Source organism: Propionivibrio soli (assembly GCF_025770765.1).
Lineage (GTDB): Bacteria > Pseudomonadota > Gammaproteobacteria > Burkholderiales > Rhodocyclaceae > Propionivibrio > Propionivibrio soli.
Window position 1 is genome coordinate 150,442 of record NZ_JANZKY010000005.1, and the last position, 21,514, is coordinate 171,955.

The following is a 21,514-nucleotide window of genomic DNA, read 5'->3' on the forward strand; positions in this document are numbered from 1 at the left end:
GTCAGTTCACTTTCTGGTCTTGACCGGCCGCTTCCAGCCGGGAATCGAAATCTGCTTGGCGCGGGAAATAGTGAGTGTGTCTGCCGGCGCGTCCTTGGTCAGCGTGGTGCCCGCACCCAGGGTCGCGCCTCGTCCGACCCTCACTGGCGCTACGAGTTGCGTGTCGGAACCGATAAACGCGTCATCCTCGATGATCGTCTGGAACTTGTTCGCCCCGTCGTAGTTGCAGGTGATGGTGCCTGCACCAACGTTCACGCGGCTGCCGATCATCGCATCTCCAATGTAAGCAAGATGGTTCGCTTTCGAGTGGGCGGCGATGGTACTTTTCTTGATTTCCACGAAATTGCCGACATGCACGTCTTCTGCGAGTTCCGTTCCCGGCCGGAGCCGCGCAAAAGGTCCGATCTGCCCGTCAGCGCCGACCGTTGCATCCTCGATATGCGTAAATGCAGCCAGCCGTGTGCCAGAACCGATACGGGCGTTTTTCAGAACACAGTTCGGCCCAACCTCAACGGCTTCGCCGAGGTGCACCGTACCCTCGAAAACGCAATTCACATCAATGAACACATCGCGTCCACAGATCAGCTCACCGCGAACGTCGATTCGTGCCGGATCGGCCAACCGGACGCCTTCCTCCATCAGCCGCTCCGCTGTGCTGCGTTGCGCGATACGCTCCAGTTCGGCAAGTTGAACCTTGCTGTTGACCCCGAGGACCTCCCACTCATGTCCCGGATGTGTCGTGCGGATTGCAACGCCCGTCTCCACTGCCATGCCAACGACGTCGGTGAGGTAGTATTCTTTCTGCGCGTTGTCGTTCGAAAGGCGCCCGAGCCATTCGCCAAGCCGGCCAGTCGGCATGGCCATGATTCCAGTATTGATCTCACGAATCCGGCATTCGTCGGAAGTGGCGTCTTTCTGCTCGACGATGCGGACAACTCGCCCCCCAGCGTCGCGCACAATCCGGCCATAGCCGCTGGGATCGGCAAGCTCAACCGTGAGAATGGCCAGCGCATCCTGTGCCGCATGCAGTAATCGTTTCAGCGTATCTGCCTGGATTAGCGGCACGTCCCCGTAAAGCACGAGCGTCGTGCCGGCCCCCTTCAAGTGGGGGAGCGCCTGCTGTACGGCGTGTCCGGTACCGAGCTGCGGTTCCTGCAGCGCCCAAGCGAGGTCCGGCGCGTCAAGGGTCGTGCGCACCATGTCACCGCCATGGCCATAGACGAGGCACAAGGTCTGAGGCGAGAGAGAACGAGCCGTATCGATAACGTGCGCGGCCAGGGCTTTACCGGCCAGCGGGTGAAGGATTTTGGGCAGGTTGGAATGCATGCGCTTTCCCTGCCCTGCAGCGAGAATAACAATGTTCATGAAAGTACCTGGTAATGCGGACTAGCGTTCTTCCTGTCCGGACAGAATGTCGCCCAGCATTTGTTTGCCTTTCGGCGAAACGTACCAGTGCAGCACATTCTTGTCGTTGATGCGAGTTTCAATGATGCCGAGATTCTTGAGCACCGTCAGTCGCGTACTGACGAAGTCGCGCGCGAGGCCGGTCTTGTCCGTCAGGCCGGCCAGATTGCCGTAGACATGAGGTTCGCCGGCGAGTGCCCGCAGTATCTCGACGTCGTTGTACGAAAGAGACTCCTTAGCCGGTTCCGATTTGCCGTTAGGTGAAGATAACGTCCCGGTCGGATCAGCAGAAGGAATTAATTCCTCTCTGGAGGAACTGGCCAGCTCTCCTTGCTGCTTCATGGTGGCCACCTCACGTTTCATTTGGTCGACCTGGCCGATCAGCCGGTTGGCTACATTCTCGAAAACGCGTCGGGAAGCAACCACGTAGATCAGGCAGAAGCCGCCGAAAACGAAAAAGTCGGCCGGGCGCGACCGTGCCGCTTCGAGCAGGTTGCTCGAGATCATGTTGAGGAAAAGAGGAACGGTCAAGGCGGCGATCACGCCGAGAGTCAGGTATTTTCGCCAATCGCGCGACTCGGACTCAGCGTGCTTGTCGCACAGGAAAAAATTCGCTAAGCCGCCGAGCAGACCAGCCGCGACCATGATGAGCAGAATGACGAGCATATAGCCGTCGAGATTGTTGGGTAAGGCGGTGACCTGGAACGATTTTTGTAATTCAGGATTCATTGTCCACTCCCCCGAACAAGGCAGACATAACTATGCCATAGCCGTCCTTGAACCCAAAAGAAAACCGCATAACAGTTGATGCCGTTATGCGGTTTGACTACGCTGCACCTCCGCGCCAATGCTTGGGCGCCCTTTGCCGGCGGCTCACGCCCCGGCGCAAAGACGCTTACGTTCGCTAACGAGGCAGCGTGCTGGACCCCATGAGGAAAGCGTCCACTTCACGCGCGCACTGCCTTCCTTCGCGAATGGCCCAAACGACAAGCGACTGCCCGCGGCGAGTATCTCCGGCCGCAAATACCTTCTCGGCATTCGTCGCATAACAGCCATCACCATCCGTCGTCGCCTTGGCGTTGCCACGCGCGTCTTTTTCCACGCCAAAGGCATCGAGCAGCCCACCGACAGGATGCAGAAAGCCCATGGCCAGAAAAACGAGGTCCGCAGGGATGATTTTCTCGCTGCCCTCGACTTCGCACATCTTGCCGTCTTTCCACTCGAGCTCGACCGTACGCAACTCCTTAACGCAGCCGCTCTCCCCAGCGAACTCCTTCGTCGCTATCGAAAAACGCCGCTCGGTGGCTCCTTCAAGGTGTGATGACGAAGTACGGAGCTTGAGAGGCCAGTATGGCCAGGTCAACGCCTTGTTCTCCCGCTCTGGAGGTTGCGGCATCAGTTCGAGTTGCGTCACCGATGCGGCGCCGTGCCGGTAGCTGGTCCCGACGCAGTCCGATCCGGTGTCGCCGCCACCGATCACGACGACGTGCTTGCCCTTCGCATTGATCGGATTCGCTTTGCCGCCAGCCACCGCCTTGTTTTGCGGAATCAAGAGTTGCAGTGCCGGATAAATGCCCTTCAATTCGCGCCCAGGAATAGGCAGGTCGCGGGGGACTTCCGATCCCGCCGCCAGAATCACGGCATCGAACTCCCGTTGGATCTGCTCGGCCGAAACGAACTCCTTTGCATCGTTGCAGATTCCTTCAGGCAGCTGCTCACTCCCGACGAGCACGCCCGTACGGAACGTCACCCCTTCCGCCTTCATCTGTTTGACGCGGCGTTCGATGAGCGTCTTGTCGAGTTTGAAGTCCGGTATTCCGTAGCCGAGCAGACCGCCAAGGCGATCGTTCTTCTCGAAAACCGTCACATCATGACCAACGCGGGCCAATTGTTGCGCCGCCGCAAGGCCGGCGGGACCGGAGCCGACGATAGCGACCTTTTTCCCGGTTTTGGCTTTCGGCGGCTGCGGCACGATCCACCCCATCTGCCATCCCTTGTCAGCGATCGCGTGCTCGATCGACTTGATTCCGACAGGATCCGAGTTGATGTTGAGCGTACACGCTTCCTCGCACGGCGCTGGGCAGATACGTCCCGTGAATTCCGGGAAGTTGTTGGTGAGGTGGAGAACGGCAAGCGCCTGCTCCCAATTGCCGCGATAAACGAGGTCGTTCCAGTCGGGAATGATGTTGTGGACGGGGCAGCCGTTGTTGCAGAACGGGATACCGCAGTCCATACAGCGCGAACCCTGAAGGCTCGCTTGTTCATCATTCAGCGTCGCGACGAATTCGCGATAGTGCTTCAATCGCGTCGTCGTCGGCTCATACGCTTCGGACAGGCGCTGGTACTCCATAAAGCCGGTCGGCTTTCCCATTATGCAGCCTCCAATTGCTGACTTTCCGCCTTTTGTGCGGCCAATTCGGTTAGCGCGCGACGGTATTCATGCGGCATGACCTTCACAAAACGTGCGCGGAAAGCACTCCAGTCGTCAAGAATGCGTTTGGCCTGCAAGCTTCCCGTGTAGGCCGCGTGCTTCTCGATCAGCCCCTTCAGCAAGTCTTCGTCTGCCATGCCGAGATGGCGGACATCCACCTTACCGTGGCTCTCGAGTTCGTCGCCTGCGTCCGAACCCCGCCTTGCCGCGATTTCTTCCTCGACGGGTTCCAACGCAACCTGCGCCAGGTTGCAACGCGATTCGAAAGTCCCGTTCTCGTCAAGAACGTACGCGACGCCGCCGGACATACCAGCCGCGAAGTTGCGCCCCGTCATGCCAAGAACGACCACCGTACCACCGGTCATGTACTCGCAGCCGTGGTCGCCCACGCCTTCGACGACCGTCGTCGCACCCGAATTGCGGACCGCGAAACGCTCGCCCGCCACACCAGCGAAGAAAGCCTCTCCATCGATGGCACCGTAAAGCACCGTGTTGCCGACGATGATGTTCTTCGTCGTATCCCCGGAGAACGCAGGGTGAGGACGAACGATGACGCGCCCGCCGGAAAGACCCTTACCCACGTAGTCGTTGCAATCCCCGACGATCGAAAGCGTAACGCCGCGCGCTAGAAAGGCGCCGAAACTCTGCCCCGCCGTCCCGTTGAACGCGATATGTACCGTGTCATCGGGCAGGCCTGTAAAGCCGTACTTGGCCGCTATCCGGCTCGAAAGCATCGCGCCTACCGTCCGGTTGGCGTTACGGATCGGCATGTCGATGCGAACTTTCTCGCCTTTTTCGATAGCCGGCGCCGCCAGACGGATCAGTTCATTATCGAGCGCCTTGGATAGCCCGTGGTCCTGAGTTTCGCGGTGATACACCGGCTCGCCGGACAGGCTTGCCGCGGGGCGGAAGATCCGGCTGTAATCCAAGCCGCGGGCTTTCCAGTGTTCGATGCCCTTGCGCATGTCGAGCAGATCGACACGCCCGATCAGGTCATCGAAACGGCGAATCCCGATCTGTGCCATCAGTTCGCGCAGCTCCTCGGCGACGAAGAAGAAGTAGTTGATGACGTGTTCGGGTTGGCCCGTGAATTTGCGGCGCAGCACCGGATCCTGCGTCGCCACGCCGACGGGACAGGTGTTCAGATGGCACTTGCGCATCATGATGCAGCCGGAAACCACGAGCGGGGCAGTGGCGAAACCCACTTCGTCCGCACCGAGCAGCGCCGCGATGAGGACATCCCGGCCGGTTTTCATCTGACCGTCAGCCTGTACGCGAACACGGCCGCGCAACCTGTTCAGGACTAGCGTCTGCTGCGTTTCGGCGAGTCCAAGCTCCCATGGCGATCCAGCATACTTGATCGACGACTGCGGGCTCGCCCCGGTGCCGCCGTCATGGCCGGCGATCACCAAATGGTCGGCCTTGGCCTTCGTCACACCGGCCGCGACCGTTCCCACCCCGACTTCGGAAACCAACTTGACGCTGATCGACGCTTTCGAATTCGCATTCTTCAGGTCGTGAATCAGCTGCGCCAAATCCTCGATCGAGTAGATGTCGTGGTGCGGCGGCGGCGAGATGAGGCCGACGCCCGGCACCGAGTGGCGCAGGAAACCGATGTACTCGGACACCTTATGCCCCGGCAACTGCCCCCCTTCACCGGGCTTTGCGCCTTGCGCCATCTTGATCTGGATCTGGTCGGCATTGACCAGATACTCTGTCGTCACGCCGAACCGTCCCGACGCGACCTGTTTGATCGCAGAACGGAGACTGTCGCCTTCCTTCAGCTCGTAGTCGCGTTCGATGCGCCCCTTGCCGACGATATCGGAAACCAGTTGTCCGGCCTTGACGGGCTTGAAGCGGGCAGGATCTTCGCCGCCTTCTCCGGTGTTCGACCGGCCGCCGATGCGGTTCATGGCGATGGCCAGGGTGCTGTGCGCCTCGGTCGAAATCGAGCCGAGCGACATGGCGCCCGTAGCAAACCGCTTCACGATGTCCTTGGCCGGCTCAACTTCGTCCAGCGGAACCGACGCCCCGGCCGGCTTGATTTCAAACAAGCCGCGCAAAGTCATATGACGCTGACTCTGATCGTTGATGATACGCGCGTACTCTTTGTAGGTTTCGTACTTGCCGGAACGCGTCGAATGCTGCAGCTTGGCAATCGCATCCGGCGTCCACATGTGCTCGTCCCCACGGATCCGGAACGCGTATTCGCCACCCGGATCGAGCATGCGGGCCAGCCCGGGATTATCCCCGAAGGCCTCCTTGTGCAGCCGGATCGCCTCTTCCATGACTTCGAAAACGCCGATCCCTTCGACCTGGCTCGACGTACCGGTGAAGTACTTGTCAACCATCTTCTTCTGCAGGCCGATGGCTTCGAAAATCTGCGCGCCAGTGTAGGACATGTAGGTCGAGATGCCCATCTTCGACATCACCTTCAGCAGCCCCTTGCCGATGCCCTTAACGTAGTGCTTAACGTGTTTTTCCCGTTTTTCCGGATCGTTGCCCGCCATCTGCTGCAGGGTCTCCAGCGCCAAATACGGGTGGACAGCTTCAGCACCGTAGCCGGCAAGCACGGCGAAGTGATGCGTCTCGCGTGCGGCACCGGTTTCCACGACCAAGCCAGCGCGTGTGCGCAAGCCACGGGTCACCAGATGCTGGTGTACCGCGGAAGTCGCGAGCAGAGCCGGGATTGCAACGTGGTCCTTGTCGACCTTGCGGTCGGAGACAATCAAGAGGCCGACGCCCCGCTGCACAGCATCCTCGGCTTCCGCGCATAGCGACGCGAGACGCGCCTCGACGCCTTCCTTGCCCCAGGCGAGGGGATAGCAGATGTCGAGTTCGGCCGAATGGAATTTGTCGTCGGTATAAGCAGCGATGTTCCGTAGCTTGGCCATGTCGGCGTACGTCAACACGGGCTGCGAGACTTCAAGCCGATACGGCGGGTTGATTTCGTTGATCCCGAGCAGGTTGGGCTTCGGGCCAATGAACGACACCAGCGACATGACGAGCTGTTCGCGAATGGGATCGATCGGTGGGTTCGTCACCTGCGCGAACAATTGCCGGAAGTAGTTGAACAAGGATTTGTTCTTGTTTGACAGGACGGCCAACGGCGAATCGTTGCCCATCGAGCCGACGGCCTCTTCGCCTGACTTGGCGAGCGGTTCGAGGATGAGTTTGATGTCCTCCTGCGTATAGCCGAAGGCTTGCTGGCGATCGAGGAGCGATGCAGAGGATTCGGGAGGCGCCGCATGCGCCGGGACCTCCAGGCTATCGATCTTGATGTTGATCCGAGCGACCCAATCCTGGTACGGCTTCTGTTGCGACAGTGTCTCCTTAAGCTCGACATCATCGATGATCCGACCCTGGTCGAGGTCGATCAGGAACATCTTGCCCGGCTGCAACCGCCATTTCTTGACAATCTTCGATTCCGGGATGGGAAGCACGCCGGATTCGGATGACATCACGACGTAGTCGTCGTCCGTCACGAGATAGCGCGCGGGGCGCAGTCCGTTACGGTCGAGCGTGGCGCCAATCTGGCGACCATCCGTAAACGCCACGGCCGCCGGCCCATCCCACGGCTCCATCATTGCCGCGTGATATTCGTAGAAAGCGCGCCGTTTCTCATCCATCAGCGTGTGCGATTCCCAAGCTTCGGGAATCAGCATCATCATGGCATGCGCTAGGGAGTACCCTCCCATCACCAGGAGTTCGAGTGCGTTGTCGAACGAAGCGGTATCGGACTGGTTCGGATAGATGAGCGGCCAGATCTTATCGAGATCGGGTCCCAACAAGGGGGACGACGTCCCCTTCTCGCGCGCGCGCATCCAGTTGTAGTTGCCGCGTAGCGTGTTGATCTCCCCGTTATGGGCGATCATGCGGAACGGGTGGGCAAGCGGCCACGTTGGGAACGTATTGGTCGAGAACCGTTGGTGCACCAGAGCCAACGCCGAAACCACGCGCGGATCCTTCAGGTCGACATAGTATTCGCCGACCTGATCAGCCAGTAACAACCCCTTGTAAACAATTGTCCTTGCGGACATCGACGGTTGGTAAAACTCCTTGCTGTGTTCAAGCCCCAGAGAGCGAATCGCGTTCGCCGCCCGACGGCGAATGACGTAGAGCTTGCGCTCAAGCGCATCTGTCACCATGACGTCCGCACCGCGGCCGATGAAGACTTGGCGAATTACCGGTTCGCGCTCGCGAACGGCGGGTGACATGGGCATCGCACGATCGACCGGGACATCGCGCCAGCCAAGAACCACCTGACCTTCGGCACGAACGGCGCGCTCGATTTCTTCTTGGCACGCGAGCCTGGAAGCGGATTCCTTCGGCAGAAAGACCATGCCGACGCCATAGTCGCCTGCACGAGGCAGAACCACCCCTTGCTTGGCCATCTCATCGCGCAGGTAATCGTCAGGAATCTGAATCAGGATCCCCGCGCCGTCACCCATCAATGGATCGGCACCCACAGCGCCCCGGTGATCCAAGTTCTTGAGGATCAGGAGCCCCTGCTGGATGATCGAGTGGCTTTTTTGGCCTTTGATGTGCGCTACAAAACCGACGCCGCAAGCGTCGTGCTCGTTGGCCGGGTCGTATAGGCCCTGCCGCTCAGGTACAGCCGAATCCATCACGCTCAATCCTCAAAGATGAGATTACACAGAATGAGAACATCAGATGTCGACCCACCAAACGTCAAAAAAGCCGGCCTAGGCCAGCTTATGGTTTTGTTGGGGCGACCTAGGAGTATATCGCGAAACCCCACTGCTACAAATCGTTTTTACCAAGGCGCCACGGGGTTTATGCACCTTTTTGGGGCAGTTGTCGGCCCCTTGGATTTTTCGCATTACGGTCATGAATACCGTAATCCGGTAGAATTCCAATCCGTCCCCATCCCCCCATGGTATATTTGTGACCCTGCCAGAAGTATGACCGCTCAGAACAAAAAAACTCCGGGCAGAAGCCGGCCAAAGAGATAAAAAACAGAAGCGCGCAACGCGACGCCTCATATGCGCCGGCCAGGGAGATTCGGCTGTTCAATTTCAGGTATCTGCAGCTTCGCCTTTGCGGATAAGCGGTATGCATCCATGCACGCCGTATTTTTAACACTTAGAAACGAGTGATGGAGAACTGAATGCCACTGACTATCGGAGTACCACGAGAGGTCTTTGCGGGCGAGAAACGTGTCGCGACCGTTCCGGAAGTTGTCGGAAAACTGATTAAGCTAGGTTTCAAAGTCGCAGTCGAGTCTGGCGCCGGTGATTTGGCAAACTTCAATGACGACGCGTACCGCGAAGCGGGTGCAGAGGTTATCGACAGTGCAGCCAAACTATGGGCGACGTCCGACATCGTCTTCAAAGTGCGTGGCCCCTCAGAAGAAGAAATCGGTCTTCTGCGCGAAGGCGGAGCGCTCATTTCCTTTATTTGGCCGGCCCAAAACCCGGAGCTGATGCAAAAGCTCGCCGCGAAGAAGGCTACCGTCCTGGCGATCGATACGCTCCCGCGCCAACTCTCACGCGCTCAGAAGATGGATGCCTTGACCTCCATGGCCGGCATCAGCGGGTATCGCGCAGTTATCGAAGCAGCCAACGCGTTTGGCCGCTTCTTCAACGGTCAAGTGACGGCTGCGGGCAAGATTCCTCCGGCTAAGGTCTTCATCGCAGGGGCAGGCGTTGCGGGCTTGGCCGCCATAGGCACCGCGGCCAATCTGGGCGCCATCGTACGCGCCAACGACACGCGGGCCGAAGTGGCAGATCAAGTTGTGTCGCTTGGCGGCGAATTCGTCAAGGTCGATTACGAGGAAGAAGGCTCCGGCGGTGGCGGTTACGCCAAAGTGATGAGCGAAGGCTTCCAACAGGCCCAGCGCGATATGTATGCCAAGCAGGCCAAGGAAGTCGACATCATCATCACCACGGCTCTCATCCCCGGGAAACCCGCACCCCGACTCATCTCAGCCGAGATGGTGAAGAGCATGAAGCCGGGCAGCGTAATTGTTGACATGGCCGGAGAACAGGGAGGGAACTGCGAACTAACCGAGCCGGGGAGGGCCGTCGTGAAGCACGGCGTCACCATCATCGGCTATACCGACTTGCCGAGCCGCCTCGCAAGGCAATCGTCGACGCTCTACGCGAACAACCTGCTTCGTCTGACCGAAGAACTCTGCAAGACCAAGGACGGCATCATCAACGTCAATATGGAAGACGACGCCATCCGTGGGCTGACGGTGATCAAGGAAGGCAGCATCACTTGGCCTGCGCCTCCGCCAAAACTCCCGGCGGCCCCAGCACCCAAGGCAGCGGCTGCAGCAGTGGCAGTGAAGAAGGCACCGGCTCACGGCGAAGCATCCGGCCCGATGTCAGGAACGGCCGCGGCCATCATTTTCGGCATCGGCGCCCTACTCTTCTTGCTCGTCGGGGCCTACGCGCCGGAGAAATTCCTTGGTCACTTCACCGTCTTCGTGCTCGCCTGCTTCGTCGGCTACATGGTGGTCTGGAACGTCAAACCGGCCCTGCATACGCCGCTGATGAGCGTCACCAACGCAGTGAGCAGCATCATCGCCATCGGAGCCTTGGTGCAAATCGCTCCTCCGCTCGCCGGCGACGTCGCGCGTCCCGACGAATGGATACGGTGGCTTTCCATCGGAGGCATCGTGCTCGCCACGATCAATATGTTCGGTGGCTTCGCCGTTACCCAGCGCATGCTGGCTATGTTCCGTAAATAGGGAGAATTAGAACATGTCTGGAAATCTGGCAACCGTCTCCTATATCGGAGCTACGATTCTTTTCATTCTGTGCCTGGGAGGCTTGTCGAACCAGGAAACAGCGCGTCGCGGGAACCTTTACGGCGTCATCGGTATGGCGATCGCTGTACTCGCTACTGTTTTCGGTCCTCACATCACAGCGGCAGGCATTCCCTGGATCATCGGCGCCATGGTGGTCGGCGCCGCGGTCGGACTCTACCTCGCGCGTGCGGTGCAAATGACCCAGATGCCCGAGTTGGTGGCATTCATGCACAGCATGGTCGGTTTGGCCGCCATGCTGGTCGGATACGCCAACTTCATCGACCCCGCGGTTTCGGTGGGTCTCGCACCGGCCGAAAAGGCAATTCACGAAATTGAGATGTATGTCGGTGTGCTGATCGGGGCTGTGACGTTCTCGGGTTCCGTGATTGCCTTCGGAAAGCTCTCCGGCAAGATCGGTGGCAAACCTGTTTTGCTGCCTGGCCGCCATTGGATCAACCTTGTTGGCCTGCTGATCATAATCTACTATGGCCGCGAGTTCCTCCATGCCGTCACCGTGGCGCAAGGAATGACGCCGATGATCGTGATGACGATCATTTCCCTGCTCTTCGGGGTGCATATGGTTATGGCAATCGGCGGAGCCGACATGCCGGTCGTCGTCTCCATGCTCAACAGCTACTCGGGATGGGCGGCAGCGGCAACAGGCTTCATGTTGTCGAACGATCTGTTGATCGTCACTGGTGCGCTCGTCGGCTCAAGCGGTGCGATTCTGTCGTATATCATGTGCAGAGCGATGAATCGGCAGTTCCTAAGCGTGATTGCAGGCGGCTTCGGTTCAGATAGCGGCGCCCCGGCAGCGAAGTCAGGTGACGGAGCTGCCCAGCCAGCGGGAGAGGTTACCCCGATCAGCGCGGTTGAAACCGCCGAACTTCTGCGTGAAGCGAAAAACGTCATCATCGTCCCAGGATACGGGATGGCGGTCGCGCAAGCTCAACACATCGTTTTCGAGATTACGAAACACTTGCGCGACAAGGGTGTGAACGTGCGCTTTGGTATTCACCCTGTCGCGGGGCGGATGCCGGGCCATATGAACGTCCTTCTCGCCGAAGCCAAAGTGCCTTATGACGTCGTGTTTGAAATGGACGAGTTGAATGATGATTTTCCGGACACCGACGTCGCGATGGTTATCGGAGCCAATGACATCGTCAACCCGGCCGCCCAAGAGGATCCGACAAGCCCGATCGCTGGCATGCCGGTACTCGAAGTCTGGAAGGCGAAGAGCTCGATTGTGATGAAACGCAGCATGGCTTCCGGTTATGCGGGGGTGGACAACCCGCTGTTCTACAAAGAGAACAACCGGATGCTTTTCGGGGACGCGAAGAAGATGCTCGACGAGGTTCTTGTCGCCTTAATGAGTTAGGACAAGACTTGGTTCAAACGAACGGCGCTCGACCATGAGCGCCGTTTTCATTTCTATCCTCGCGATCGGAGGCGCATGAAGCGAACATCGGAGACACCTTCTAGCCGTTCGGTCGGCTCCAGCTATCAGCCAACACTTGATCTAGATTTCACCCACCGCGAACAAGCGGCGATGCTCTTTCATCGCATAACGGTCGGTCATGCCGGCGATATAGTCTGCGACGCGGCGCGCCTGATCGGCCTTGTCGCGGTACGGTGGCGGCAGTAAACGCGAGTCAGAAAGAAACGCCAAAAACAGCTCCGAGACGATCCTCTGCGCCTTGCTCGTCATGCGTAGAACTTGATAATGCTGATACAGGTTCCTATTGAGGAACCGTTTCATTTCCTGCTGAGCTTCGCGCATCGGGGCTGAAAAACCGACCAGTGGACCAACGGCCCTCGCTTCAGCTAGCGATTGGGGATTGGATGCGGCAATGTTGCTTGCTGTCGTCTCAATCAGGTCACACACCAGAACGTTGATCATTCGGCGAACAATCTCGTGAACCAGCCGTCGCCCAGCCAAATCCGGATAAAGGGACTTAACCTCGGTCCACTGGCGAGCGAACAAACCGACATCCTGAAGCTGTTCGAGCGAAATCAAGCCGGAGCGGAGCCCATCATCGACGTCGTGATTGTTGTAGGCAACTTCGTCGGCCAGATTACAGATTTGCGCTTCGAGCGACGGCTGAGTTTGATTGAAAAAACGCTCACCGATGTCGCCGAGCTTAGCCGCGTTTTTCAAGGAACAGTGCTTGATGATCCCTTCCCGCGTCTCGAAGCAGAGGTTCAGCCCATCGAACTCCGCGTACCGCTCCTCAAGCACGTCCACGATTCGCAAGCTCTGGAGGTTATGCTCGAACCCGCCGTACTGCAACATGCATCCATTAAGCGCGTCCTGTCCCGCGTGGCCGAACGGTGTATGTCCAAGGTCGTGTGCCAGCGAAATCGCCTCTGCCAAGTCTTCATTAAGGCGCAGTGAACGCGCTACGGCGCGAGCAATTTGCGCAACTTCAATACTGTGCGTCAGCCTGGTGCGGAAGAGATCACCTTCGTGGTTGACGAAAACCTGCGTCTTGTATTCCAGCCGCCGGAACGCTGTCGAGTGGACGATGCGGTCGCGGTCGCGTTGAAACTCGCTACGGTACGATGGAGCTTGGTCTTGGAAACGACGCCCGCGCGAATTGGCCGAGGAAACGGCATACGGCGCCAAATCATGCATTTTCGCTACGCATGTCAATTGCCTTCACGATCTGCTGATCCGAGGCTCGGTCAGTCACCGTCGCTTTTCCAACGCGCTCCAATAGGACAAGCCGAAGCTTTCCATCTCGCACCTTTTTGTCATGTCGCATGAGTTCTAGGTAACGTTCGGGAGCAAGTCGAGGACCACGGACAGGAAGCCCGGTACGCCCAAGAAGCTTTTCTATACGGGCGACATCTTGACTGTCAATGTTACCCAGCTCGCGCGACAGCTCGGCAGCCATCATGGTGCCCGCCGCAACCGCTTCTCCATGCAACCACGTCCCATAACCAAGGCCGGCTTCAATAGCGTGACCGAAGGTGTGCCCAAGATTCAGCAAGGCCCGGTCGCCTAATTCTCGTTCATCAGAAACAACCACCTCCGCCTTGTTAGCACATGATCGACGAATAGCGTGCTGAAGCGCGTCAGTATCCCGCGCAAGAAGGCGCTCGAGATTTTCTTCCAACCATTCCAGAAAAGGCAGGTCCCGGATGAGGCCATACTTGATCACTTCCGCCATGCCGGCGCGGAACTCACGTTCCGGAAGCGTTCCTAGTGCATCAGTGTCGATGAACACGGCTTTCGGTTGATAAAATGCGCCAATCATATTCTTGCCGCGCGGATGGTTGATCGCGGTCTTTCCACCAACAGAAGAGTCCACTTGCGCCAGCAAAGTGGTCGGAATCTGAATAAAGGGCGCACCGCGCAGATAGCAAGCCGCGGCAAAGCCCGTAATGTCGCCGATAACGCCGCCTCCCAGGGCTATCAACGTTGTGCCGCGTTCGCATCCGCGTTCAAGTAAGGAATCGAACACCGCATTTAACGTTTTCCAATCCTTGTACTCTTCACCGTCCGGCAAAACAATTTCGGCAACCTCAACCCCTTCGGCGCGGAGCATCGCCGTCAGTGACGGGAGGTAACGGGGAGCCAACGTCGTATTTGTCACCACGGCAACCGACGGTTGGGCGATATGGAGACGTAACAGATCGAAACGACAGAGTGTCCCCTGCCCTATATATATCGGATAGGCCCGGTCCCCCAAAGCGACCTTCAGCGTGTCCAAAACTCTCCTAACTCCTTGGTTAGCAACTGAAGAATTCCTTGAGCGCTCACGCGGCCTCCGTCGATGATGAGGTCAGCGACTTCCCGATAAAACGGATCTCGCTGCAAGAACAAGTCTTTCAGTTTCTGCAACGGATCGGCAACTTGCAGCAACGGACGATTACGATCGTGTCGCGTCCGCTCCAACAGCGTATGTGGCGGCACGTTTAGGTAGACCACAAAACCGCTCGCTTTCAGATTCGCGCGGTTTTCCACACGCAGAACAGCACCACCCCCCGTGGCAATAATCTTTCCTGAGGATTGAGCTAAGTCGGCGATGACTTGCGCTTCGCGTTTCCGAAATCCGTCCTCACCTTCTATTTCGAAAATCGTCGGGATCGTTACGCCCGTACGCGCTTCGATCTCCCGGTCGGAGTCGACGAACTCTCGTCCCAGCTTCTTCGCCAGCAAACGCCCGACGGTTGTCTTCCCCGCCCCCATCAGGCCGACTAAGTAGACGTTTCCGAGATTGTGATGTTTGTCCACGTTATCCACGGCACTATTCTAACCTAGCCCTTGCGCGGAGGACGGTATAAGAAAGAAGGGAGGCTACGAGCGTCTGTGAAGACACGCGACAGTGGAACTCATCCAACACGACACGCTGGCGAAGTGGCGGGCTAGTGACTACGCGATCATCTTCGCAGCAACGCTATGCATCTACGCGCGCCAAAATCGACGACTAGCGACGCCCCCCAATTTCAGTAGCACAGGGCTTTAGAGTCCGGGGTTAATTTGACCTCCCCCCGGATATCCGAGCGGGTGGAGTTAGAGATTTCCGGCCTCAAGGTGAGTGAGCCGGAACTCGCTCGGGGTCAGATCGCCCAGTGAGCTGTGCGGCCTGAATTCGTTGTAATCGCATCGCCACCTCTCGATCTTATGGCGAGCATCGTCCAGCGACAAAAACCAGGGCTCGTTGAGGCATTCGTCGCGGAAGCGGCCGTTGAAGGACTCGATGCAAGCGTTCTGATTCGGCTTGCCAGATTCAATGAGGAACAGCTGGACGCTTCGCGCATGAGCTCAAGTCAGCATGGCGCGGCAACAGAATTCCTTGCCGTTATCGGTTCTGATCGCCTTGGGCAGGCCACGTGCCGTGGCCAGTGGGTCAAGGACGCGGACAAGTTGTTGCCCGCCCATCGTGCGTTCCGGGACGATAGCGACCGCTTCGAGGGTAGCGTCATCAACGATGGTCAGATTCTTGGTCACACGCCCTTCTGCCGTCCGATCGAACACGAAGACCATCGACCAGACCGGGTTGGCTGCCAAGGGGCGTTCCAGAGGATGGCGACCTGCCACCGGAATTTTCTTCCGCTTGCGCCTTCGGACGTGCAAGCCCGCCAGTCTGGCGCAGCTTCAGATAGATCATCTCGGCCCCGTAGCGTCGGTGGCGCTGCGGGAGGGCGATGATCCTTTCCTTAAGGCTGTATTCCGATCCGCTACCGGTTGATAACGGAACGCGCTCGGACTCATGCCAACCGCCGAGAGCGAGCGCCGCTCGCTGAGTCCCTTGTCGATCATGTAGCGCACCAGATCACGGCGAGACAGTGCACTCACCACTTTTTTCTCAAGGCTTCTTTCGTGACCTCGTTCTCCAGCGGCCAGCAACCGTTTCAGCCGCGTGTTCTCAGTTTCCAATTCCTTCAGGCGCTTGGCTTTTGAGACACTCATCCCACCAAACTTGCTGCGTCACAGGTAGTACCTTGCTTCCTCGAAACCGTGCCGACGGCACAGCTCCTTGATCGGCAGACCCGCTTCCGCTTGTCGAAGGAAGCCAATGATCTGCTCTTCGATGAATCGCTTCTTCATGTCCAATCTCCTTGTCGCTTGGGATTGGACGCTACAGTCAGACGCTACTCAATTCCGGGGGGAGGTCGCTAGCTTTCTTAACGAACATGAAGACTCTTGATAGAGCCAACCACCCGCATGTTCCCCAAGATAAACGCATAGTGTCAACGAATGCATCTAGCAAGGGTAACTGAACCGACATAACGGCGGGAGAGACTTGAAAGCTGGTTCTCCTACTATAGCGCTGAAATAGCAAAGCCCCTCGTAAGGGGCCTTGCTTGAAATAACTGGGACATTGACTTTGAGCGCAATTATCTCAAAGAAAGGCTCTCATTCAGTATGCGCGGCGTGATAAAAACGAGTAGTTCGGTCTTATCATCTATCCATTCTCGATTTCGGAAAAGCCAGCCGATATACGGGAGATCGCCAAAAAATGGAATCCGGTTAGTACTTTCGCTGGTCTTTTGAGTATAGATGCCACCGATGACAACCGTTCCTCCGTTATCGACCAAAACTTCCGTTTTTACATGTTTCGTATCGATCGCGATTCCCGCACCCTGCAAATTAATTGAGCTATTTGGCGTGTCTTTATTTATCTCCAGCGTCATAGTAATGCGGCCATCCGGAGTGATCTGCGGCTTAACTTTCAATGACAAATTCGCCTTCCGAAATGACACGCTTGTCGCTCCAGAGCTTGTTGCCTGTTGATAAGGAATCTCCGTGCCTTGCTCAATAATTGCCTCAATTTGATTCGCTGTCATGACTCGTGGACTGGAAACAACCTTCGCTTTCCCATCGGCTTCCAAAGCCGATATTTCCGCGTTCAAGAATCTAGTCCGAGCACTATTATACAAGATAACCGAGAACGCGCCAGCATTGCCTGACCGCGGGGTTGCCGGTAGATTTACCCCAAGGCTATCAGTAAAATCAGGAGTATCTTCAATCTGCCCGGTATGATGGCCCGTATCAGTCAGTTTCCCCCCAACTACCGTTTGTGCGCTACCAATCTGACCGGTTTTCCCGGCCATTTGATGAAATCCGAGCCTTACACCCAGATTCTTTGCGAAACTATCTCCGGCCTCGACAATACGAGCTTCTATCATTACCTGCCTTACGGCCAAGTCGACCTTTGCAATAAGCTGTCTTACATCATCCAAACGACTTGCAGTGTCTTGAACAAAAAGAATGTTGGTTCGTGCGTCAAAAACGGCGCTTCCACGCTTTGACAACATTCGTTGACCGGAGTCAGTAAGTAGTTTTTTGATTTCCTCAGCCTTTTGGTAATTCAATTGAAAGCTTTCTGTTCGCAAAGGTTCAAGATCTCCGATCTGTGCTTTCGATTCAAATTCCAGTTTCTCTTTAGTCGCGATTTCTTCCCGCGGCGCAACGAGAATTACATTCCCGTTCTTCCGCATATCAAGCCCCTTTTGTTGGAGAATGATATCTAATGCCTGATCCCAAGGAACATCTTTAAGAATAAGAGTAATAGAACCGCCAACAGAGTCGCTTACCACCATGTTCATTCCAGTAAACTCGCCAATTACCTGCAATAAACGTCTCACGTCAACATTCTGAAAATTAAGCGATAACTTCTCTCCCTGATAACCCCCTCGAGATCCTTGAACTAATTTGTTAGGATTCTCTATGATCTGCTTAACTTCAATCACAAATTGGTTATCCGTCTGATAAGCGTTGTGCTCCCATAGCCCACGAGGGATAATTGTCATCCGCACATTTTCGCCTTGTTGAACGGTATTGACCGTTGTGACCGGCGTAGCGAAATCCGTGACATCCAACCGTTTGCGGAGAATTTCTGGCACACCAACCTTTACGAAGTCCACTACAAGGTTTTCGCCCTGCGGCCGAATATCAATACCTGCATTCGGATCGCTTAACTCCACCAAAATTCTCGCTTCTCCGTCTTTACCACGACGGAACGAGATATCCCTGATCGAGGTTCCCGACTGAGAAGACATTGGTTTAGAAAAATGCTCCACCTGCGGAGCAACCTCGCCTTCCTTTTTACTTGGATTTAGAACAAGCAGTAAACTATTGCCATCCAAAGAGGCTTCGTAAGTCATCGGGCGGTTCAAGTTCAACACAACTCGTGTGCGCCCTTCCGACTGGACGATGTTCGCTCCTTTTAATTCGCCTTCATTGTAGCTCTGAGAGTTTCTGCCTAAACCGTTAACAACATTTGGGAAGTCAAGGGCGATCCGTGGAGGGCTGGCGACACTAAAGCCTTGAGGAACCATCTTCAACGGCTCCGCAAAATTTAGTCGAACATTAACCGCACCTCCCTGCACAGCAACGTTCATCGACTCAATCGAATTCGGCTTACCAGTTGCCGCCACAGCGGCGGCTGTAAGAGTCGCCGCTCCAATTAAGCCGAGCAGGCAATTAAGAACACGTTTCACTTTGTACCCCCTTGATCCTGCAAAAGTAACGCACTTGTCCGCTCGACCCAATCTCCAGCAGAATCCTGAACAAGCTCTTTCAAAGCCACCTCAGATTCTGTAATCCTGGTAATAACCCCGAAGTTTTGGCCTATATAGTTTCCAGTTTTCACTTGATACAACGATCCATCCACTTGAATAATGGCATACGACGCTTTTCTTTTTGTCATAACGCCTACATACTTAAGCGACTCCAGGGGATATGCTTCAAGAGGTTCACGGGGACGGTCCATATCAGGTTGAACACCAGAACCCGAGCCTTTTTTCTCAGCAACGCCAATCTTTGCCGGTTTGAATGGATCGACGATATTCGACACATCATAAGGAACCGGTTCATAAGGTTTCACTTGGGGGAGTGGCGGAATTTTTCCCTTTGCACCCTTTGCTGCTTCCGCCATCCATTGGCGCAAATCTTGGTGATCGTCTCCGGAACACGCAGCAAGAAGAATACTTACAATTAAGATGGCGGAGATTCTCATTTCTTTCCACCTTTTGCTGCTTGTGCTGCTTTTTTCTTCGCAGCCATTTCTTCTTCGTCCAGATATCGGAAGGTTTTAGTTACAGCTTCGAGCACTAAGGTTCCATCTTTTGCCTGTTGATTAGCACTGATTGAGAGGTTGTTCAGGGTAACAATTCTTGACAAGCGCCCAATATCACCTGCAAAAGCGCCAAAGTCATGGTAGTTCCCTGTTAGTCGCACACTGACCGGTAGCTCCGCGTAGAAATCCTGCACTACTTCCTGCCCAGGTTTGAACAGATCAAATTGCAATCCCCGTCCCATTCCAGACTGATTTACCTCAACCAATAGCGACTCGACTTCCGCTTTATTCGGCAGTTGCTTTAGCAATGCTCCGAAAGAACGATCGATCTCGTTTAATTGCTCAACATACAAGGGAAGGTTGATTACCTGGGATTTCTTGCTTACATATTCGTCTTTAAGTTTCTGCTCTTCTTGCTCTTTGGTATTTAGTGATTCGAGTTGGTCGCTCCAGACAGCATACCAACCTGTTGCGAGAATGCCAAAAAACAATACGATCAGAACGGTAACCCGGGGGGCGACGGGCCAAGCACCAACGTCATTCGGATTAAGATCTTGAAAATCACGAAGGACAGCCCCGAAATCAATTTTTTTCACGGTCGGCGGGGCTTTCATTGCTTGCCTCCATTATTGTTCACCGATTCACGTTTTAAAGATGCATTTAAACTAAATTCACTTAATCTACGTTTGTCCACCGTAACCGCTTTAATCTCCAAGAGCTGCGGCTTTTCAAGCCATGGCGAGGCTTCGATATTTCGCATTAGCGTGGACACGCGGGCATTTGATTGCGCATAACCATTAAGTGCAATCTTCACACCTTCTTGCTTCATCGACCGAAGATACACGCCTTCTGGCATTTGCTTTGTGAGTTCACTAAGCAAGCGCACCGCTTCCGCCCGGTCACGCTGCAGAGATTCGATTACCTGCTTTCTTGCCAGGAGGGCTTGCGTTTGCTCTTTTAGCCGCTTGATCTGATCGATTTCCTTATCAAGCGCCGCGATTTCTTTCTTGAGGAAAGCGTTTTTTGACTCTTGAGACGAAATCTGGCCCTCGATGATTGTGTAGACCAGAAAAACGATGAGGCCAGCCAGAACGGACACCATCCCAAGCAAGCCATAAAATTGCTTACGACGAGCTTTTCGTTTTTCCTCGCGGTGGGGAAGGAGATTGATGCGAATCATTCTTCGAACCTCCTCATCGCCAGACCACATGCGGCCATTAAAGAGGACGCATCTGCAAGGAGGCTTTTCGCACGTACCCGATCGGAAAGAACCATGTCGGCAAACGGATTTGCGATCACCGTATTGACCTGAGTCCGCGACGCGACCGCCTCATCCGCACCGGGCAGTACAGCGCACCCGCCGGCGAGAACGATATGATCAATTTGTGTAAATTGCGTTGAAGTGAAGAAAAACTGAAGCGCTCTAGATACTTCGAGCGCCATGCTTTCAACAAAAGGCCGCAGGACCTCAGCCTCATAGTTATCCGGCAAACCGTTACGGCGCTTTTCCGCTTCCGCTTCTTCGAATGTCATGCCGAACATCCGTGCGATGTCTTGAGTCAGCTGGTTCCCCCCGAACGCCTGTTCTCGCGCATAGAGTTGCTGTCCATCGCGAAGGACCGTCAAGTTCATTACGTTAGCGCCAACGTCAATCAAGGCGATGATCTGACCTTTACCGTTGTCGGGAAACTGCTTGGCAATCAACTCGAACGCGGACAGCACGGCATATGAGTCAACGTCCATGACGACCGGTTTCAAGCCCGCCGATTCCGCAACAGCAACGCGGTCCTCAACCTTTTCTTTTCGCGAAGCAGCGATCAGAACTTCGATTTCATCGGGAGAGGATGGCGCAGGGCCGACGACCTGGAAGTCGAGGTTGACCTCCTCAAGCGCAAACGGAATGTACTGACTGGCCTCCGACTCCACCTGGACCTCCAACTCCTCTTCGCGCTGACCTGCGGCAAGGATGATCTTCTTGGTGATGACGTGCGAGGTCGGAAGAGCAAGGGCAACGTGACGGGTTGAGGTGGCCAGCTTTTTCCAGGCCCGGCGTACGGTTTCCGCCGCCTGCTCCAGATTGACAATATTGCCATCCGCGACCACATCGCGAGGTAATACTTCGATCGTATACCGCTCGACCCGATACCCCGCCTTGCTGTCGCTCGCGAGCTCCACCATCTTGACCGAAGACGAACTGATATCAACCCCGATTAGGGACCGTGCCTTCGGATTAAAGAACGACAGATCAACTTGCAAGTCGCCACCCCCTGAAAAACCTTTGAATAATTGGTAGTTAGCGTATTTATAGATAATCTACTTTAGATGCTAGCAACAAGTATTCGGCATGTAAAGCCATTTCTTTAGGATAAT

The 21,514-nt window shown here is 55.9% G+C and carries 14 protein-coding genes and 1 pseudogene; 2 read left to right on the forward strand and 13 right to left on the reverse strand.

Translation table 11 applies throughout. The features are described from left to right. Positions 1-6 precede the first annotated feature (6 nt). The 4 genes from glmU to NZ453_RS07240 form a co-directional block, all read right to left on the reverse strand. The gene (glmU, locus tag NZ453_RS07225) at positions 7-1,365 is read right to left on the reverse strand and encodes a bifunctional UDP-N-acetylglucosamine diphosphorylase/glucosamine-1-phosphate N-acetyltransferase GlmU (RefSeq protein WP_263769805.1); all 1,359 of its coding nucleotides are present in this window, start codon (positions 1,363-1,365) and stop codon (positions 7-9) included. A 21-nt stretch (positions 1,366-1,386) separates the two neighbouring features. After that, positions 1,387-2,133, reverse strand: a complete 747-nt coding sequence (locus NZ453_RS07230; protein ID WP_263769806.1) for a YEATS-associated helix-containing protein — start codon at positions 2,131-2,133, stop codon at positions 1,387-1,389. Between the two features lie 175 nt (positions 2,134-2,308). Then, positions 2,309-3,775 (reverse strand): glutamate synthase subunit beta, encoded by a 1,467-nt coding sequence (locus tag NZ453_RS07235; RefSeq protein ID WP_263769807.1) that lies wholly within the window; start codon positions 3,773-3,775, stop codon positions 2,309-2,311. Next, a complete protein-coding gene (locus tag NZ453_RS07240; RefSeq protein WP_263769808.1) occupies positions 3,775-8,463 on the reverse strand; it encodes a glutamate synthase-related protein in 4,689 nt (1,562 codons plus the stop codon). Before NZ453_RS07240 ends, NZ453_RS07235 begins: the two co-directional genes overlap by 1 nt. Positions 8,464-8,966: 503 nt before the next feature. Between NZ453_RS07240 and NZ453_RS07245 the strand changes: the two genes are divergently transcribed. Beyond that, complete coding sequence (locus tag NZ453_RS07245; protein WP_263769809.1) at positions 8,967-10,553, forward strand: Re/Si-specific NAD(P)(+) transhydrogenase subunit alpha; 1,587 nt, start codon at positions 8,967-8,969, stop codon at positions 10,551-10,553. A 13-nt stretch (positions 10,554-10,566) separates the two neighbouring features. Further along, a complete protein-coding gene (gene pntB, locus NZ453_RS07250; RefSeq protein WP_263769810.1) occupies positions 10,567-11,991 on the forward strand; it encodes a Re/Si-specific NAD(P)(+) transhydrogenase subunit beta in 1,425 nt (474 codons plus the stop codon). Positions 11,992-12,132: 141 nt separating this feature from the next. On the opposite strand, the gene NZ453_RS07255 is transcribed toward pntB, so the two are convergent. The 9 genes and pseudogenes from NZ453_RS07255 to NZ453_RS07295 form a co-directional block, all read right to left on the reverse strand. Then, positions 12,133-13,248: a deoxyguanosinetriphosphate triphosphohydrolase gene (locus tag NZ453_RS07255; protein WP_263769811.1), complete on the reverse strand. Its 1,116-nt coding sequence runs from the start codon at positions 13,246-13,248 to the stop codon at positions 12,133-12,135. Beyond that, the gene (gene aroB, locus NZ453_RS07260) at positions 13,241-14,329 is read right to left on the reverse strand and encodes a 3-dehydroquinate synthase (RefSeq protein ID WP_263769812.1); all 1,089 of its coding nucleotides are present in this window, start codon (positions 14,327-14,329) and stop codon (positions 13,241-13,243) included. Before aroB ends, NZ453_RS07255 begins: the two co-directional genes overlap by 8 nt. Then, the gene (locus NZ453_RS07265; protein ID WP_338051150.1) at positions 14,317-14,862 is read right to left on the reverse strand and encodes a shikimate kinase; all 546 of its coding nucleotides are present in this window, start codon (positions 14,860-14,862) and stop codon (positions 14,317-14,319) included. The genes aroB and NZ453_RS07265 overlap by 13 nt, the downstream gene beginning before the upstream one ends. Positions 14,863-15,132: 270 nt before the next feature. Beyond that, a pseudogene (locus NZ453_RS07270) lies at positions 15,133-16,170 on the reverse strand (IS3 family transposase). Positions 16,171-16,460: 290 nt separating this feature from the next. After that, complete coding sequence (locus NZ453_RS07275) at positions 16,461-18,566, reverse strand: type IV pilus secretin PilQ (protein WP_263769813.1); 2,106 nt, start codon at positions 18,564-18,566, stop codon at positions 16,461-16,463. Continuing rightward, positions 18,563-19,084, reverse strand: coding sequence for a pilus assembly protein PilP (locus tag NZ453_RS07280; protein ID WP_263769814.1), 522 nt, complete (start codon positions 19,082-19,084; stop codon positions 18,563-18,565). The genes NZ453_RS07275 and NZ453_RS07280 overlap by 4 nt, the downstream gene beginning before the upstream one ends. Then, positions 19,081-19,758: a type IV pilus inner membrane component PilO gene (locus NZ453_RS07285; RefSeq protein WP_263769815.1), complete on the reverse strand. Its 678-nt coding sequence runs from the start codon at positions 19,756-19,758 to the stop codon at positions 19,081-19,083. The genes NZ453_RS07280 and NZ453_RS07285 overlap by 4 nt, the downstream gene beginning before the upstream one ends. After that, complete coding sequence (locus NZ453_RS07290) at positions 19,755-20,324, reverse strand: PilN domain-containing protein (protein WP_263769816.1); 570 nt, start codon at positions 20,322-20,324, stop codon at positions 19,755-19,757. The genes NZ453_RS07285 and NZ453_RS07290 overlap by 4 nt, the downstream gene beginning before the upstream one ends. Beyond that, complete coding sequence (locus NZ453_RS07295) at positions 20,321-21,400, reverse strand: pilus assembly protein PilM (RefSeq protein ID WP_263769817.1); 1,080 nt, start codon at positions 21,398-21,400, stop codon at positions 20,321-20,323. Before NZ453_RS07295 ends, NZ453_RS07290 begins: the two co-directional genes overlap by 4 nt. Between the last annotated feature and the right edge of the window lie 114 nt (positions 21,401-21,514).

What these genes read in the sequence shown, in the direction of transcription:
- NZ453_RS07240 (WP_263769808.1), bottom strand. Translation starts at nt 8,463, where the DNA reads ATGGATTCGGCTGTACCTGAGCGGCAGGGCCTATACGACCCGGCCAAC.
- NZ453_RS07285 (WP_263769815.1), bottom strand. Translation starts at nt 19,758, where the DNA reads ATGAAAGCCCCGCCGACCGTGAAAAAAATTGATTTCGGGGCTGTCCTT.
- NZ453_RS07255 (WP_263769811.1), bottom strand. Translation starts at nt 13,248, where the DNA reads ATGCATGATTTGGCGCCGTATGCCGTTTCCTCGGCCAATTCGCGCGGG.
- NZ453_RS07290 (WP_263769816.1), bottom strand. Translation starts at nt 20,324, where the DNA reads ATGATTCGCATCAATCTCCTTCCCCACCGCGAGGAAAAACGAAAAGCT.
- NZ453_RS07280 (WP_263769814.1), bottom strand. Translation starts at nt 19,084, where the DNA reads ATGAGAATCTCCGCCATCTTAATTGTAAGTATTCTTCTTGCTGCGTGT.
- NZ453_RS07230 (WP_263769806.1), bottom strand. Translation starts at nt 2,133, where the DNA reads ATGAATCCTGAATTACAAAAATCGTTCCAGGTCACCGCCTTACCCAAC.
- pntB (WP_263769810.1), top strand. Translation starts at nt 10,567, where the DNA reads ATGTCTGGAAATCTGGCAACCGTCTCCTATATCGGAGCTACGATTCTT.
- NZ453_RS07245 (WP_263769809.1), top strand. Translation starts at nt 8,967, where the DNA reads ATGCCACTGACTATCGGAGTACCACGAGAGGTCTTTGCGGGCGAGAAA.
- glmU (WP_263769805.1), bottom strand. Translation starts at nt 1,365, where the DNA reads ATGAACATTGTTATTCTCGCTGCAGGGCAGGGAAAGCGCATGCATTCC.
- NZ453_RS07235 (WP_263769807.1), bottom strand. Translation starts at nt 3,775, where the DNA reads ATGGGAAAGCCGACCGGCTTTATGGAGTACCAGCGCCTGTCCGAAGCG.